The organism is Leucobacter sp., from assembly GCF_053528595.1.
Map to the genome: position 1 here is coordinate 1 of NZ_JAIVPF010000034.1, position 14,632 is coordinate 14,632.

Here is a 14,632-nt window from a genome sequence, read left to right on the forward strand (position 1 = left end):
ATGATGATGACCGATACGACGTAGTTGCGCGAGGCGAAGACCCGCAGGTCGAGCAGCGCGTCGTCCACCCGCTGCAGCACCAGCTGGCGCCACACGAACAGCCCGAGGAACACGACGCCGCCCGCGATCACGGCCCAGGGCGCCGCCCCGCCGCCCGCCGACCCGCCGTGGCCCCCGCCGAGCTGGCTGAGGCCGAAGACGATGCCGCCGAACGCGAAGGCCGACAGGATGATCGACAGCACGTCGATCGGGGCGCGGGTCGTCTCGCCCAGGTTCGTCATCCACTTCGCACCGAGCAGCAGGGCCACCACGGCGATCGGGAGGATGATCCCGAACAGCCAGCGCCAGCCGAGGGTGTCGAGCACCACGCCCGAGAGCGTCGGTCCGAGGGCGGGAGCGAGGCTCATCACGAGGCCCACCCGGCCCATCATGCGCCCTCGCGAGTGCGGGGGCACGACGTTCATCATCGTCGTCATGAGCAGCGGCATCATGACGCCGGTGCCCGCGGCCTGCACGATGCGGCCGAGCAGCAGCACCGGGAACCCGGGTGCGACGAGGCAGATCGCGGTGCCGAGCACGAAGGCGATCATCGCCGCCATGAAGACCTGCCTGGTCGTGAAGCGCTGCAGCAGGAATCCGGTGGTCGGGATCACGACCGCCATCGTGAGCATGAAGGCGCTCGTGAGCCACTGGCCGAGCTCCGGCGGGATCCCGAGCGTCTGGTTCAGCGAGGGGATGGCGATCGCCATCGTCGTCTCGTTGAGGATCGCGACGAAGGCGGCTGCGAGCAGCAGCCAGATGACCCGCATGCCCGCGGGGTCGATGGTTCCGGCGGGCTGCGAGGATACGGTGGTGGGCGACGTGGTGGTTTCCCCGGCAGATTGAGACATAAGAGATCTACTCTATCGGAAATCCCGACGGCCTGCTGCCCGGTGCGCAACCCCCGGGCCGGCGTTCCGACTCGCCCCGCTCGCGGGGCCGTCGGGCGGGCCGGAGGCTACGCGAACGGATCGCGCAGGCGGCGCAGGAACTCCCGCGTCTCCTCCCGCTCGGGAGCCTCGAAGATCTGCCGCGGCGGTCCCGACTCGACGATCACCCCGTCCTTGAGGTACACGACCCGGTCGGCCACCCGGCGCGCGAACGACATCTCGTGCGTGGCCATGACGATCGTGGACCCCGCCGCCTTCAACTCGCGCACGAGGTCGAGCACCTCGCCCACGAGCTGGGGATCGAGCGCGCTCGTGATCTCGTCGAGCAGCAGCAGTTCGGGATCGGTCGCGATGGCGCGGGCGATCGCGACGCGCTGCTGCTGACCACCCGAGAGCCGGTCCGGGTACTCCTCGGCCTTGTCGTCGAGGCCGATGCGCTCCAGCAGCGCGAGACCGGTGCGCTCGGCCTCGGCGCGCGAGGTGCGGAACACCTTGCGCGCCGCGAGGGTGACGTTGTCGAGCACGTTCATGTGGGGGAAGAGGTTGTAGTGCTGGAAGACCACACCGATCCGCGCCCGCACCCGGTCGGCGTCGGCGCGGGGGTCGGTGATGTCCTCGGCGGCGCCGTCGGCGCCGTGCAGCAGGATCCGTCCGTCGTCGACCTGCTCGAGCAGGTTGATGGTCTTGAGCAGCGTCGACTTGCCCGAGCCGGAGGCGCCGATCAGCACCACGACCTCGTGCCGGCCGACCGTCAAGTCGATTCCCCGCAGCACCGGGTGCTCGCCGAAGCGCTTGTGCACCCCCTGCACCTCGAGCACGGGTGCGGGATCCCGCTCCTGCGCCTGCCGCGTCGTTCCGGTCATACCGTGCCTCCCACCTGCTCGCGCCGCTGCGCCCGCGCCGTCATCCAGTCGGTGAGGCGGATGAACGGCCACGACAGCAGCACGAAGAGCACTCCCGCCAGCACGTAGGGCGTGAAGTTGTAGCTCGACGCCACCTCGATCTGCGCCGCACGCACCGCGTCGACCGCGCCGAGCACCGAGATCAGGCCCACGTCCTTCTGCATCGACACGAAGTCGTTCATGAGCGCCGGGGTCACCTTGCGCACGGCCTGGGGCATCACGACCAGGCGCAGCGTCCTGCCGTGGCTGAGCCCCAGCGAGCGGGCGGCGAGCCGCTGCGACGGATGCACCGCGTCGATGCCGGCCCGCAGCACCTCGGCGACGTAGGCCGAATAGCAGAGGATCAGCGCGATCGTGCCCCAGAACTGCGCCGGCATGCGGCCGGTGAGCTCCAGGCCGGGAATGCCGAAGCCCACGAGGTACAGCACCAGTAGCACCGGGATGCCGCGGAAGATGTCCGTGTAGCCCGCCGCGAGCAGCCGGATCGGGGTGAACACCGCTCCCTTGAGCGTGCGCGCGATCGCGAGCAGGGTGCCGAGGATCGCGACGCCGAGCGCCGCGACGGCGAGCACCTGGATGTTCAGCCACAGGCCCTTGATGACGCGCGGGAACGACTCGACCGCCACCTGCGGGTCGAAGAAGGTCTCGCGCACGCGATCCCATCCGGGGCTGTTCACCAGCACGACGGCGATCGCGGCCGCGAACACGAGCGTGCTGACGACGCTGACGAGGATCGAGCGCTGCTTGCGGGCGCGGCGGTAGGCGCGCCGCTCGAGCTCGATGGAGCTGACTGGTTCTGCCGTCACGGGGTTCCCATCCGTCATCCCGTGCGGCCGGGGCCGGTCGCGGGATCCATGCGAGGCGGACCGACCTGCGATGCGCCTCGCGCGCGCAGGACGGTCCTTCGGGTCACTGGAGGACCGGGGCGCCCTGGTCGGCGAGCCACTCGGTCTCGAGCTCGGCCAGGGTGCCGTTCTCGCGGAGGGCGTCGACCGCCTTCGTCGTGTCGGCGGTGAGCGCCGAGCCCTTCGGCAGCACGAAGGCGAACTCGTCGCCGCCCTCGGCCGACTCGAGCTGCCCCACGATCACGCCGTCGTCCAGCTGCGCGTCGCGCACGTAGAAGGCGCCGGGCAGGTCGGTGACGAGGGCGTCGATGGTGCCGTTCTGCAGCGCGGCCACGGCGTCGTCGACGCTGTTGAAGACCTGCAGGTCCTGATCGGGTGCGATGACCTCCTCGACCACCGTGAGCGAGGTGGTGCCCGAGGCGACCCCGAGCACGACGTCCTTGAGGTCGGCGATGCTCTTCGCCTCCGCGGCGGGGGTGCCGCCCGCCGCGACGACGGCCTGGCTGGTCACGTAGTACGGCGACGAGAAGTCGACGGCCTTGGCACGGTCCTCGGTCGCCGAGAACTGCTGGATGTTCAGGTCGAAGTCCTTCGGGCCCGGGGCGATGGCCGAGTCGAAGCTCGTGCGCACCCACACGACGTCCTCGGCGGCGTAGCCCATCTCCTCGGCGACGGCGTAGGCGACGGCGGCCTCGAAGCCCTCGCCGCTCTCGGGGTCGTCGTTCAGCACCCAGGGGGCGTAGGCCGGCTCGCCGGTCGCGATCGTGAGCTTGCCCTCGGTGACGGGGCCGACGGCCGCGGTGTCGTCCGCGGCGTCGGAGGAACCGCCGCCCGCGCAGGCGGTGAGGACGAGCAGCGCTGCGGCGCCAACGGCGACGGCCGAGGCGAGGCGGGAAGAGCGGGGCATGGGGGTTCTCCTTCTCCGTGGACGACGGAATCCGAGCGCGCGGAGGGTTCCGCGCAGACCGGTGTTCATTCTACGAGACGCCGGACGGCGTCCGGCGCGGGGGCGCGTCACCCGGGGTCACACGAGGCGGTGCCGCTCCGCACCGGCGACGATCGTGCGTCGCGCGCGACCGGCCCCGTCCTCGACGAGTTCGGCGAGCGCCACGTCGGGATCCCGCGCCTGCACGTCGAAGAAGGCGAGGTCGGCGACCGCGCCCACACCCAGCTGCCCGATGCGCTCCCGGCCCACGTGCAGCCCGAGCGCCGCCGCCCCGCCGAGCGTCGCGGCCGTGAAGAGCCGCTGGTGCAGGTCGTCGCCGCGGTACCCCTGCTTGCGGGCCACCCGGTGGAGCACCGCGACATCGGCGAGCAGGTCGAGCGAGGGCGAGGACGAGAGCGAGTCGGTGCCGACGGCGATGAGGTTGCCCTCGCGCAGATAGGCCGCGACGGGCGGCATGTCGAGGCCGATCACCTCGTTCGAACGCGGGCACAGCGCCACGCTCGTGCCGCGGGCGCGCAGCAGCGCGCGGTCCTCGGCGCTCACGTACACGCCGTGCGCGATGTGGCAGTCGGGGCCCAGCACGCCGAGGTGATCGACGAACTGCGTGGAGGAGACGCCGATGCCGTGCGAGCGCAGCGCGCGGAAGCTGTCCGCGCCGAGCTCGGGCCACTCGCCGTGGCCGCCCGGGCCGGCCCCCACGTAACCGTCGATGCCGTCGAACTCCCGCTCCATGTGGGCCTCGGCGAGGTGGATGTGCAGGCGCAGCCCCTCCTCGCGCACGATGTCGGGCAGTTCGAGCAGCGGCTGCACCTCCAGCGAGTAGGGGGCGTGCGGCGACACCCCCGCGCCCGGCGGGGTCGGGATGCTCCGGATCTGGTCCCGCACCTCCTCGCGGGCCGCGGCGTCCCAGTCGGCGTTGCTCTTGCCGTAGACCTCCCAGTAGGCGATGCCATGCATGCCGGCGTCGTGCAGCGCGCCGAGCGCCTCCCGGTCGGTGACCACGTCGGCGGCGGCCGTGACCCCCGCCGCGAGGCACTGCGCGGCGCCGTCCGCCGCCGCCGCCGCCCAGTCGTGCTCGCCCCGCGCGTAGACCGCGTCGAAGGCGTCGCCCCAGTGATCGAAGCCGGTGTAGTTGCGGCTCGCCACCTCGGCCATGCGGGTGTACTGCAGGTGTGTGTGGGCGTTGACCAGGCCGGGGGCCAGCACGCCCTCCCAGTGCTCCTCGCGATAGCCCGCTCCCCGGCCCTCGAGCGCGTCGAGCACCCAACGCCGGTCGCCGACGTGCAGGATCCGCCCGCCGCGCACGGCCACGGCCCCGTCCGGGATGCGGGGGCTCGTCACGGGGAACACGAGCGATGCGCTGTAGACGACGGTCTGCGGTTCGGTGCTCACCCGTAGATTCTAGAGGCTCACGGGTCGCCCGCCGTGATCGTCGCCCGGACCGGGATCGCGGCTCCCGCCCGAGCGGCGATCACCGTCCGGGCTGTGCGCCCCGTCCGATGGAGCGGAGGCGCGGTAGCGGTGCACGGTCCAGGGCTGCGCGGCGCCGCCCGGCCGCGCGTCGGAGGGCGCGGGATCCGCGTCGGCGCCGCGGGTCGCGAGCGCGGCCCGCGCCACGAGGTGCTCCTCCGCCGTGGAGAGCGCGTGCACGCCTGCCGGCAGCTCGTCGCGCATGAGCCGCATCAGGGCCGCGATCTGCGTCGCGAACGAGAGGTCCATGACCTCGATCGGATTGCCCTCCGAAGCGGTGTAGTTGACGCCCCCGCCGCCCGCGAGCACGAGCACCCCGCGGTCGGCGCCCGGCGGCGTCCACTCGTCCACGCCCGGGACGACCGCCGCGCTCCCCCACCCCTCGGCCCGGAGTTCGTCGAGGGCCAGCTCGTCGTCGATGCCGCCGGCCACGGCGACCGCCGTACCGGGCCGCAGCCGCGCGAAGCCCGCGGCGTCGAGCGTGTGCCACACCCCCGTCGCGCTCACCACGACGTCGGCCCCGGGCAGCGCCTCGGCGGCGCTCCGGGCCTCGAAGCCGTCGTGCAGCGCCGCGAGGGCGCGCACCGGGTCGCGCTCCACCACCGTGACGCGCGCGCCGAGCGCCGCCGCGAATCGCGCCGTGCCCACGCCCACGGGGCCGTAGCCGATCACCGCCCACCGGGTGCCGGCCGCGCCCCGATATCCGCCGCCGACGGCGCGCACCGCACCCGGCCCGCCCCATGCCGCCGCGTCGAGCAGGTCCGCCGCGGCGAAGACGCACGACTGCCCGGTGCCGACGAGATTGTCGAAGCCGGTCTTGGTGCGCGCGTCGTTGACCGCGATCACGGGGATGCGCAGCGCGCCCTCCGCGGCCATCTCGCGCAGCGGGCGCACGCCGCTCGTCGTCTCCTCCGCCGCACCCCGCAGGGTCGCGAGGGCCTCGGGGTGCTCGGTGTGGGCGAGGCGGATCAGGTGCGCGCCGTCGTCGACGAGATAGTCGGGCCGCCAATCGAGCACCCCTGCGGCGTGCGCGGCATCCGCACGGCGCGCCTCGTCGGGATCCTCGCAGTCGGCCGTGGGCGCGAAGACGGCGACGCGGCCGTCGGCGGCGAGCGCCGCCGCCACCTCCGGATCGGTCTCGGACACCGCGCTGAACAGCGCCACCTCGCAGCCTGCCTCGGCGAGGGCGAGCACGAGAGCCGCGGTCTTCGGCTCGAGCACCAGGCTCACCGCGATCCTCGGCGCGACGCCCTCGCCCTCTCGACCGGCGCGCAGCCGCGCGGCGAGCGCGGCGGTCGCCCGCATGCCCCGCGCGGCCCAGGCGATCCTCGACCCCGCGCCGTCGTCCCGGGCCGACGCCACTCCGCCGTCGAGCCCGACGACCACCGGCGGCAGTCCCCCGGCTCCGAGGGCGGCCCCGCCTCCGTCGTCCGTCCGGTCTCGGAACACGAACTCGGCGGGCGCCTCCGCCTCGCGCGGCCCGCGCACACCCATGCGCGCGAGGGCCACGAGCAGCAGTTCGCGCGTGCGCGGGTCCGACACCGCGACGTCGGCCACGCCGCCCGCGAGCAGGCGGTTGCCCGCCCGGGCGGCCGCCCGCACCGCGCGCTCCACCGCCAGCTCCGGGCCGGCCGACCGGTGATCCGTTCGCTCCATCAGCGAGACCGCTCCTCCCACTGCGCGCAGGCGGCCACCGGATCCTCCGGCAGCCCGAGCGCGGCCCGCGCCTCCGAGGCCGCCTGCGCGGACTCCGCGGCCCCCTGCCAGGCGTAGCCGACCGCCTCGCCGGCGTCGAGCTTCGCAACCCGCTTCGCCTGCTTCCGATCGGCCTCGAGGGTGTCGCGCACGGCCTCGACTGCCGCCTCCGTGCTCCTCGGCCACTCCTGCTGCTCGGTATCGAGTCCCTCCGCCGCGCGCCCGCTCGCCGCGGCGACCGCCTCCATCGCGTCCGCGAACAGACGCGTGTCGGCCTGCGCCGCCTCGCCGCGCCCCACCGCCACGCGCAGGCGGTCGAGCTCGACGTCCGCCGCATCCCAAGCCGCGTTCACCGGGCACACGGCGTCGAGGTACACCCCGCCCGCCCGGCTGGCCGACAGCACCTCGACCTCCGGCTCCGGCGGCGGTTCCGGCTCGCCGCTGCACCCGGTCAGGGCGCAGCAGAGCGCCCCGATCGCGGCGGCGGCTCGAAGCCGGGAAGTCTTTCGCACCATATGAGGATAACGGCCCGTTCCGCGGGTCCGGCTTCTCGCCTAGGCTGGCGGTATGTCGAGATATCTGGATGAGGACCAGGCGGCCGCCGACGGTTTCACCATCGTCCACGAGCCCGAACGGCACCGCTACGCGATCTATCAGCGGGGCGCCGGCGAGGAGCGCCTGATCGGCGAGGCGCACTACTCGCTGTTCGGAGACGACGTCATCGACTTCGACCACACGGTCGTGGTGCCCGCCCTGCGCGGTACGGGCCTCTCGCGCCTGCTCGCGCACCGCGCGCTCACGGGCGACGCGGTCGGCGAGCGACGCGTGCGGGCCTCCTGCTGGTTCATCGACGGCTACATCGCGCGGCATCCGGAGGTGCTCGAGCGATAGCCGGGTCCGCGGCCGGACCGTCGACCCTCAGGCGCTCTCGCGGTCCTTGCGCCTCGTCCTGCGAGCCTTGGCCGAACCGGTCTGCTGCTGGATGAGCGCGGTCAGATCCTTCTCGATGAGCTGCTGGATGCGGCCCTCGCGCTCGCTGCGGTACTCGTCGCTGTCCCCACCGCTGTAGTAGGGGTGGGACGCCCGCTCCTTGAGCGAATCGCCGATCTCGTCCCAGGCCAGATTCCTCGCCCGCTCGGCGGTCTCGCCGAGGTAGGCCTCGTCGGCGGCGCGCGCGTGCAGCTCCTCCGCCACCCGCTCGTACACCTCCTGCCGATGCCGCAGCGTGCGGTTGTCGTCGTTGCCGTAGTCCGATTCGCTCCAGGAGCTCCGGCCGGTGTCGCGGATCTCGTTGCGCATGCGCGAGATGTGCTTGGCGTCCCGCTCCCGCTCGCGCGCCAGATCCTCGGTCGCCTCGCGCACCATGTCGATGATCTGCGACTCCTGGTAGTCGACGTGGCGCTTGAGCGCGTTCATGATGATGGCGTTCTTCACGGTCATGCGCACGGCCACGTCGGCGACGAGGAGGCCCTGCTCGACGATCTCCTCGACCGGCGCCAGGACGCGCCGGGGCAGCCGGCGTTGCGGACGGCTGCTGCCGCGCTTGCGTTTCTTCGACCAGCCGAACACCGCTCTCCTCTCAGACCCTCACACCATCCCCACCATTATCGCCTATCGCGGGCCGGATCGGAGTGCCCGGGAGAAGTGTGCGAGACTGGAGGTCGGCCCCGTATTCCGGGGCGCGGACGAGGGAGCTGTACCCGCACACTGACGACGGCCAGAGAGATGATGTCATGTCACTCGCGTGGATCGCGTTGCTGCTGAGCGGGATGCTGGAGGCCGTGTGGGCCACCGCGCTCGATGCCTCACGGGGATTCCGGAGATTCTGGCCGAGCACCGTGTTCGCGGTCTCCTTCATCGCGAGCATGGCGGGGCTCGCCTTCGCCATGACCGGGATCCCCGTGGGCACCGCCTACGCGGTGTGGGTGGGGATCGGAGCGGTCCTCACCGCGGCCTGGGCGATGATCACGCGCCGGGATCGCGCCACCGTGCTGCGCGTCGTGCTGCTGATCGGGCTGGTCGGCTGCGTCGTCGGCCTCAAGGCGGTGAGCTGACGTGGCCGCGGAGAGCCGTCCGAAGGTCGCGACGCCCGTGCACTGGGTCGTCCTGTTCGCGAGCGCCGGCCTCGAGGCCGTGTGGGCGATCGCGCTCGACCAGTCGCGCGGCTTCACCGCGCTGCTGCCCGCGGTCGTGTTCTGCGTCGCCTGCGTGCTGAGCCTGGCGGGCCTCGGCTACGCGATGATCGGCATTCCCGTGAGCATCGCCTACGCGATCTGGACGGGGCTCGGAGCCGCGCTGACGGTCGGCGCCTCGATCCTCATCGGCAGCGAGGACCCCTCGCCGCTGAAGCTGCTGTTCCTCGCGGGGATCGTGGGCTGCGTGATCGGGCTCAAGTTCGCGAAGAGCCCGGCTCCAGCGACACCCACACCGACGCCGTAGCTGCGGGCCCGAGGCTGACGGGAGCCGCGGTCTCGCCCACCCGCACGGTCACCGTCTCGGAGTAGGGCTCGCCCGGCAGCACCTCGAGCTGGGCGTCGACCACCAGCCCGCGGCTCGCGAAGTACTGCAGCATCTCGTTGTCGGCGTCGGAGATGCGCTCGACGCGCACCCGGCAGGGCGCCGGGGCTTCGGCGAGGATCACGGCGTCGGGCCGGTGCACGCGGCCGTCGGCGCTCGGGATCGGATCGCCGTGCGGATCCCGGCTGGGGAACCCGAGCACCCGGTCGACGCGGTTGATGAGTTCGTCGGAGACGGCGTGCTCGAGGCGGTCGGCCTCCTCGTGCACCTCGTCCCACTCGTAGTCGAGCATCTGCACGAGGAAGGTCTCGAGCAGCCGATGGCGGCGGATCATGGAGACGGCGTGCTCGCGTCCCAGTTCGGTGAGGGTGACGTTGCCGTATCGGGCGTGCCCGATGAACTCGAGGTCGGAGAGCTTGCGCAGCGCATCGGAGACGGTGGAGAGGCGCACGCCGGCGGCCTCCGCGATGGCCGAGTTCGAGACGGGTGCGTCGGACCACTCCTGCAGCCCCCAGATCACCTTGAGGTAGTTCTGCATGCTCGGCGAGATATCGTCAACACTCACGCTCTCCAGGATAGCCGCCGCACCCTCCGGAGGCCCGGGTCGCCGGGAGACGGGGCGCGTCGCGGGCGGACGGCGACTGCTGAATCGATTTGGCACCGAGGACCCCACGACAATATCCTGAATACCGTCCTCGAGATCGAACCGGAGAAGGGAGCCGAGCATGCCGAGCCCATGCCCCACCTCCGAACCGGGGTCGGCTCGACCCCATCGATTCGATCCCGGGGTCGACCCCGGGATCGACCGGGCCGTCGGGCTCCTGCGGTCGCATGCGCTCGCCCGGCTGGCACCGCTCCCGCTCGGCGTCGACCCCGGCGAACTGGTCGACGCGCTCACCGGCGGCAAGCTGCTCCGCGCGCGGACCGTGCTGCTCGTCGCGCACGCATACGGCACTCCGGATCTCGAGTTCGCCACCCGGGCGGCCGCCGCGATCGAGCTCCTGCACGCGGCGTCGCTCGTGCACGACGACATCATCGACGGCTCGCAGATGCGACGCGGCCGCCCCGCACTGCACGTGCCGGCCGGAACGCCGACCGCGATCCTGGTGGGCGACCTGCTCGTCGCGCTCGCGTTCGAGATCGCCGCCCCGCTCGGCGAGCGCGCCTCCGGACCGCTCGCGATCGCGTTCGGCCACCTCTGCGAAGGTCAGCTCATCGAGTCGACGCTCGGCTGGGACGCCGACGCGCTCCCCGGCATCGAGCGCTACGCCGCCCTCAAGACCGGAGCCCTGTTCGCGGCGGCGTTCCAGCTCGGAGCAGCCGCCGCGCATCGGGACACGCAGCGGGATGCGCAGCACTCGACGGGCTTGCGCGCGGCGGGCGAACGGCTCGGACTCGCCTTCCAGCTGCTCGACGATCTGCGCGACGTGCGCGAGGACGCGGCCGACCTCGGCAAGGACCGGGGCGCCGATCTCCGCAACGGGATCCCGACGCTCCCGCTCTGGAGCGCCTATCGCCGCCTCGCCGGAGACGAGGGGGACGACGGCACGGCGACTCCCGCGCGCCTCGCCGAGGCGGCGGGCGCACCGGAGGTGGCGCGCTTGACGACGGCGAGGATCTCTGCTCTGGTTGAGGAATCGCATGCGCTGCTCCCACCGGCGGATCGACCCGAGGCGCTCGACCGGATCTTCAGCACGGTCCTCGCCGGCCTCGGGCAGTTCACCATCGACCAGGGGATCGAGGCTCCATGAAACAGCGACGCACGACCATCAAGGACGTCGCGCGGGAAGCGGGCGTGTCGGTCGCGACCGCGTCGGAAGCGCTCAACGGCAAGGGCCGAGTGGCGCCGGCCACCCGCCAGAACGTCATCGATATCGCCTCGCGCCTCGGCTACACCGCGAACCGGCTCGCCAAGAACCTCAATGCCGGCCGCACCGGCTCGCTGGTGCTCGCGGTCTCCCCCAGGCCGGTCGGCTCCGGGGACCCCGTGCAGCAGGCCGAGTGGGACGTCGAGTACTACTTCCGCGTGCTCAACGGCGCGAGCGTGCAGGCCTTCCAACGGGGCTTCCTGCTCTCGATGCTCCCGTCGCACACCTCGTCGCGCGACTTCTTCTCGGCGGCCGACGGGCTGATCGTCGTCGATCCCTGCGACGACGACCCCCTGATCGAGGAGGCCGTCCGCGCCGGTCTTCCCTGCGTCACGATCGGGCGCAACTCGGCCGATCTGAGCTGGGTCGACAACGATTTCTTCACCGGTACCACGGCCGCCCTCGCCCACCTCGACGCCGACCGGCCGTCGCGCACGGCGCTCTTCCTCAGCGAGACGAGCTCCTCCTACGTGCGGGACGAGCTCTCGTCCTACCTCGAATGGTGCGGGAAGACGGGTTTCGAACCGGTCATCATCCGCTCCCCGGGTCCGCGCGTCGACGAGGCCGAACCGGTGATCCAGGCGGCGCTCGCCGCGCCCGACCGCCGCTTCGACGCCGTGCTCACCACACTCGACACCCTGGCCCACGCGACCGAGCGCAGCGCACTCGCACTCGGGCTCGACATCCCGAACGACCTGCAGGTGCTGAGCCTGTCGGACAGCCGCTACCTCGACTACGGCCTGCAGAAGCCGATCACCGCCCTCGACCTGCATCCGGTGCAGCTCGGCGAGGTCGCCGTGGGGCTGCTCGTCGACGCCCTCGACGGTCGCACCGACCGACGCCGCGAACTCGTGTCGATCTCGCTCAACGTGCGGGACTCGACGCTCTCCGACTGAGCACGGGCCGCGCCAGAGCACGACCCATGCGGCGGTCACGCCCCGCGGCTCTCCGCCGTTTCGAGCTCGTCGGCGTCGTCCTCCGACTCGTCCCGCTCGAACACCACGATCGTCGTTCCCGTACGAGCCGCATGCAGGCGCCGCCGATGCACCCACGCCTCGACCACGACCCCGAGCGCGCCGACCACCGCGACGCCGATCACGGTGGACCAGTCGGCCGCCCATCCGCCGCCGGTCTCCCGCGGCCACGCCACGTTCACGATCTGGAACAGCAGCCAGACCAGCGCCAGCCAGCCGACGCTCCGGCCCGCTCGCCCGAGGAACAGGCCGGGATCGTCGCGCCAGGTGCCGCGCAACCGCGCGATCGCGAGTCCGAGGATCGGGAACAGGAACGAGATGAAGAACCCGACCGACGAGAACGAGATCAGCGCCATCTGGATGCCCTCGCTCTGGAACGGCAGGAAGAGCAGCGCTGCGATCAGCGCGGTCACGAGCACGGCGGTTCGCGGCAGGCCGGTCTCGCCGGAGAGCCGCGTGAGCGTGCGCGCGAACGGCAGCTCGCCGTTGCGCGCGGTCGCCCAGACGATGCGCGACACGGTGATCTGGATCGTCATGAGGCTCGCGGCGAAGGCGATCACGAACAGGGCGAGGATGCCCCGGAAGACGGGGGCCGGGAACGCGGACGCCATGATCGCGACGGCGGGGTCCGCCGCATTGTCGGGATCCTGCAGGAACGTGTCTCCCGGCACGGCGAGCGTGAAGGCGAGGGTGCTGAGGAGCACGATGCTCATGATCGCGAAGAAGGAGACGACCATCGCCTTCGGCACCGCGCGCTTGGGACGCCGCACCTCCTCGGCGATCGAGCTCGCGCTCTCGAAGCCGATGGCGAAGTAGCTGGAGAACGCTATGGCCATGACGAGCGGGGCGGAGAAGAACGCGCCGCTGTAGTCTCCGAGCGTCGCGGGCGAGAGGTAGTCCAGGCCCTGGTGGCGGTCGAAGCACAGCAGCCAGATCGCGACCCCCACCGATCCGACGGCTTCCGCCACGATGACCCCCACCATGAGGATCTTGATGAACACGCGACCCGCGAGGTTGACGATCGTGGAGAACGCGAGCAGCCCGACCGCGAGCCAGGTCACGATCTCGTGGCCGGCCGCCGGAACGTCGAAGATCGGCGGGATCAGCACAGCCCCGGCATAGGCCACGGCCGGCAGGGTGATCAGGAGCGTGCAGATGTAGGTCCACGAGGCGAACCAGCCGTAGCGATGGCCGAGCAGACGGCGCGACCACTGGTAGATGCCGCCGGAGTCCGCCCACTTCGACGCCAGCACCCCCAGCGCCAGCACGACGATGAACTGCCCGATGTACAGGATCAGCCCGCCCCAGATGAATGCCGGCCCCGAAACGCTCAGGCCGACTCCGAGCACGCTGTACAGCGCGACGATCGGCGAGACGAACGCGAACGCGACTGACAGCGCGGAGAACGTGGTGAACTCTCTCTTCATCACCGTGGGCGCCGTGGTCATGGAAACTCCTTTGCTTCGAGAACGGAGACGGTGCGCGACGTCGTCGGCGTGCACCACCCGGATGCGATCGCTTCGCGGCAGGCTGCGACGCCTTGCGGTCCGATCGACGATCACGCTACACGAGCCGAAACGTTTTAACAAGCTTGATTCAAGTGATACTGTTGCTTGGGTGCGAATCATCAAAACGATTAGACATCTCGTTGGACTCGAGATCGTCTCGCGAACCCGCCCGCACCATGACGCATCGGAGCACGAATCATGATCACCTCGCAGCTGCGCCTGACCGTCGTCCAGGCGGCCCCGACTCCCCGCGACGTCGATCGCAACGTCGCCCGCGTGCGCGAAGCACTCGCGACGAGCGACACCGACCTCATCCTCTTCCCCGAACTGTTCCTCACCGGCTATCAGACCTCCGGCCTCGAGGAGGTGGCGATGACCCTCGACGATCCGCGGATCCGGTCGCTCGCGGAGCATTGCCGGGACGCCGGCACCGCGCTGCTCGTCGGATTCGTCGAACCGGCGCCCGCCGGCCACTTCGACTCCTATCTGGTGATCGATCGCGACGGGAGCATTCGCCGCCCGGTGCGCAAGACCCATCTCTTCGGCGCGGAGCGGGAGGTGTTCACCGCGGGCGCCGATCTCGAGCCGGTCGCGGTCTGCGGCACGCGCGTCGGTGTCATCAACTGCTTCGAACTGGAGTTCCCCGAGGTGGCCAGAACGCTCGCCCTGCGCGGCGCGCAGCTGTTCGCAGCGGGCTCCGCGAACATGCACCCCTACGAACTCGATCACCGCATCGCGGCCACCGCGCGGGCACTCGAGAACCGGCTCCCGCTGGCATACGCGAACCGCGTCGGATCCGAGTCCGGTCACCGCTTCTGCGGTTCGAGTCGCATCGTCGACGCCGATGGCGGAACGCTCGCGGCACTGGATCGCACCGAGACCGGCGCCGTCGACGCGACCGTGACCCTCGGCCCCAGGACCGGCGGGCCGACCGGAATGCTCGAGCAGCGCCGTCCCGAGCTCTACGACGCCTGATCC

Annotated in this window: 16 protein-coding genes; 6 read left to right on the plus strand and 10 right to left on the minus strand. The window is 71.6% G+C overall.

Annotated elements, in window-relative coordinates; translation table 11 throughout:
* The 7 genes from ACWKZU_RS06850 to ACWKZU_RS06880 form a co-directional block, all read right to left on the minus strand.
* A partial coding sequence (locus tag ACWKZU_RS06850) for an MFS transporter (protein WP_449281669.1) occupies window positions 1–809 on the minus strand: 809 nt, incomplete at its 3' end.
* Window positions 810–997: 188 nt separating this feature from the next.
* The gene (locus ACWKZU_RS06855; RefSeq protein ID WP_449281654.1) at window positions 998–1,792 is read right to left on the minus strand and encodes an amino acid ABC transporter ATP-binding protein; all 795 of its coding nucleotides are present in this window, start codon (window positions 1,790–1,792) and stop codon (window positions 998–1,000) included.
* Window positions 1,789–2,655, minus strand: coding sequence for an amino acid ABC transporter permease (locus tag ACWKZU_RS06860; protein ID WP_449281655.1), 867 nt, complete (start codon window positions 2,653–2,655; stop codon window positions 1,789–1,791). The genes ACWKZU_RS06855 and ACWKZU_RS06860 overlap by 4 nt, the downstream gene beginning before the upstream one ends.
* A gap of 85 nt (window positions 2,656–2,740) precedes the next feature.
* Window positions 2,741–3,583 carry an ABC transporter substrate-binding protein gene (locus tag ACWKZU_RS06865; protein WP_449281656.1) on the minus strand — a complete coding sequence of 281 codons (843 nt, stop codon included), beginning with the start codon at window positions 3,581–3,583 and terminating at the stop codon, window positions 2,741–2,743.
* A 117-nt stretch (window positions 3,584–3,700) separates the two neighbouring features.
* Window positions 3,701–5,014: an amidohydrolase family protein gene (locus ACWKZU_RS06870; protein ID WP_449281657.1), complete on the minus strand. Its 1,314-nt coding sequence runs from the start codon at window positions 5,012–5,014 to the stop codon at window positions 3,701–3,703.
* A gap of 9 nt (window positions 5,015–5,023) precedes the next feature.
* Window positions 5,024–6,748, minus strand: coding sequence for an adenosylhomocysteinase (locus tag ACWKZU_RS06875; protein ID WP_449281658.1), 1,725 nt, complete (start codon window positions 6,746–6,748; stop codon window positions 5,024–5,026).
* The gene (locus ACWKZU_RS06880; protein ID WP_449281659.1) at window positions 6,748–7,299 is read right to left on the minus strand and encodes a hypothetical protein; all 552 of its coding nucleotides are present in this window, start codon (window positions 7,297–7,299) and stop codon (window positions 6,748–6,750) included. The genes ACWKZU_RS06875 and ACWKZU_RS06880 overlap by 1 nt, the downstream gene beginning before the upstream one ends.
* Before the next feature lie 55 nt (window positions 7,300–7,354).
* On the opposite strand from ACWKZU_RS06880, the gene ACWKZU_RS06885 reads away from it, so the two are divergent.
* Window positions 7,355–7,678 carry a GNAT family N-acetyltransferase gene (locus ACWKZU_RS06885; RefSeq protein WP_449281660.1) on the plus strand — a complete coding sequence of 108 codons (324 nt, stop codon included), beginning with the start codon at window positions 7,355–7,357 and terminating at the stop codon, window positions 7,676–7,678.
* A 27-nt stretch (window positions 7,679–7,705) separates the two neighbouring features.
* Here the strand turns inward: ACWKZU_RS06885 and ACWKZU_RS06890 are convergent, their stop codons facing one another.
* The gene (locus ACWKZU_RS06890; protein ID WP_449281661.1) at window positions 7,706–8,356 is read right to left on the minus strand and encodes an asparagine synthase; all 651 of its coding nucleotides are present in this window, start codon (window positions 8,354–8,356) and stop codon (window positions 7,706–7,708) included.
* A 164-nt stretch (window positions 8,357–8,520) separates the two neighbouring features.
* Here ACWKZU_RS06890 and ACWKZU_RS06895 point away from each other — a divergent pair, with 164 nt between their 5' ends.
* A complete protein-coding gene (locus ACWKZU_RS06895) occupies window positions 8,521–8,841 on the plus strand; it encodes a DMT family transporter (protein ID WP_449281662.1) in 321 nt (106 codons plus the stop codon).
* Between the two features lies 1 nt (window position 8,842).
* A complete protein-coding gene (locus tag ACWKZU_RS06900; RefSeq protein WP_449281663.1) occupies window positions 8,843–9,226 on the plus strand; it encodes a DMT family transporter in 384 nt (127 codons plus the stop codon).
* Here ACWKZU_RS06900 and ACWKZU_RS06905 read toward each other — a convergent pair.
* Entirely contained in the window at window positions 9,177–9,869 is a 693-nt protein-coding gene (locus tag ACWKZU_RS06905) for a metal-dependent transcriptional regulator (protein ID WP_449281664.1), read from the minus strand. The genes ACWKZU_RS06900 and ACWKZU_RS06905 overlap by 50 nt on opposite strands.
* A gap of 160 nt (window positions 9,870–10,029) precedes the next feature.
* Here ACWKZU_RS06905 and ACWKZU_RS06910 point away from each other — a divergent pair, with 160 nt between their 5' ends.
* The gene (locus tag ACWKZU_RS06910; RefSeq protein ID WP_449281665.1) at window positions 10,030–11,055 is read left to right on the plus strand and encodes a polyprenyl synthetase family protein; all 1,026 of its coding nucleotides are present in this window, start codon (window positions 10,030–10,032) and stop codon (window positions 11,053–11,055) included.
* The gene (locus tag ACWKZU_RS06915) at window positions 11,052–12,068 is read left to right on the plus strand and encodes a LacI family DNA-binding transcriptional regulator (RefSeq protein WP_449281666.1); all 1,017 of its coding nucleotides are present in this window, start codon (window positions 11,052–11,054) and stop codon (window positions 12,066–12,068) included. The genes ACWKZU_RS06910 and ACWKZU_RS06915 overlap by 4 nt, the downstream gene beginning before the upstream one ends.
* A gap of 35 nt (window positions 12,069–12,103) precedes the next feature.
* Here ACWKZU_RS06915 and ACWKZU_RS06920 read toward each other — a convergent pair whose 3' ends face one another.
* Complete coding sequence (locus ACWKZU_RS06920; protein ID WP_449281667.1) at window positions 12,104–13,594, minus strand: APC family permease; 1,491 nt, start codon at window positions 13,592–13,594, stop codon at window positions 12,104–12,106.
* A 258-nt stretch (window positions 13,595–13,852) separates the two neighbouring features.
* Between ACWKZU_RS06920 and ACWKZU_RS06925 the strand changes: the two genes are divergently transcribed.
* Window positions 13,853–14,629, plus strand: coding sequence for a nitrilase-related carbon-nitrogen hydrolase (locus ACWKZU_RS06925; protein WP_449281668.1), 777 nt, complete (start codon window positions 13,853–13,855; stop codon window positions 14,627–14,629).
* Window positions 14,630–14,632: the final 3 nt, after the last annotated feature.

Bases quoted from the DNA above. Each gene is read 5' to 3' on its own strand.
- ACWKZU_RS06910 (WP_449281665.1), top strand. From the start codon at position 10,030: ATGCCGAGCCCATGCCCCACCTCCGAACCGGGGTCGGCTCGACCCCAT.
- ACWKZU_RS06920 (WP_449281667.1), bottom strand. From the start codon at position 13,594: ATGACCACGGCGCCCACGGTGATGAAGAGAGAGTTCACCACGTTCTCC.
- ACWKZU_RS06865 (WP_449281656.1), bottom strand. From the start codon at position 3,583: ATGCCCCGCTCTTCCCGCCTCGCCTCGGCCGTCGCCGTTGGCGCCGCA.
- ACWKZU_RS06875 (WP_449281658.1), bottom strand. From the start codon at position 6,748: ATGGAGCGAACGGATCACCGGTCGGCCGGCCCGGAGCTGGCGGTGGAG.
- ACWKZU_RS06915 (WP_449281666.1), top strand. From the start codon at position 11,052: ATGAAACAGCGACGCACGACCATCAAGGACGTCGCGCGGGAAGCGGGC.
- ACWKZU_RS06895 (WP_449281662.1), top strand. From the start codon at position 8,521: ATGTCACTCGCGTGGATCGCGTTGCTGCTGAGCGGGATGCTGGAGGCC.
- ACWKZU_RS06885 (WP_449281660.1), top strand. From the start codon at position 7,355: ATGTCGAGATATCTGGATGAGGACCAGGCGGCCGCCGACGGTTTCACC.
- ACWKZU_RS06855 (WP_449281654.1), bottom strand. From the start codon at position 1,792: ATGACCGGAACGACGCGGCAGGCGCAGGAGCGGGATCCCGCACCCGTG.
- ACWKZU_RS06860 (WP_449281655.1), bottom strand. From the start codon at position 2,655: ATGACGGATGGGAACCCCGTGACGGCAGAACCAGTCAGCTCCATCGAG.
- ACWKZU_RS06925 (WP_449281668.1), top strand. From the start codon at position 13,853: ATGATCACCTCGCAGCTGCGCCTGACCGTCGTCCAGGCGGCCCCGACT.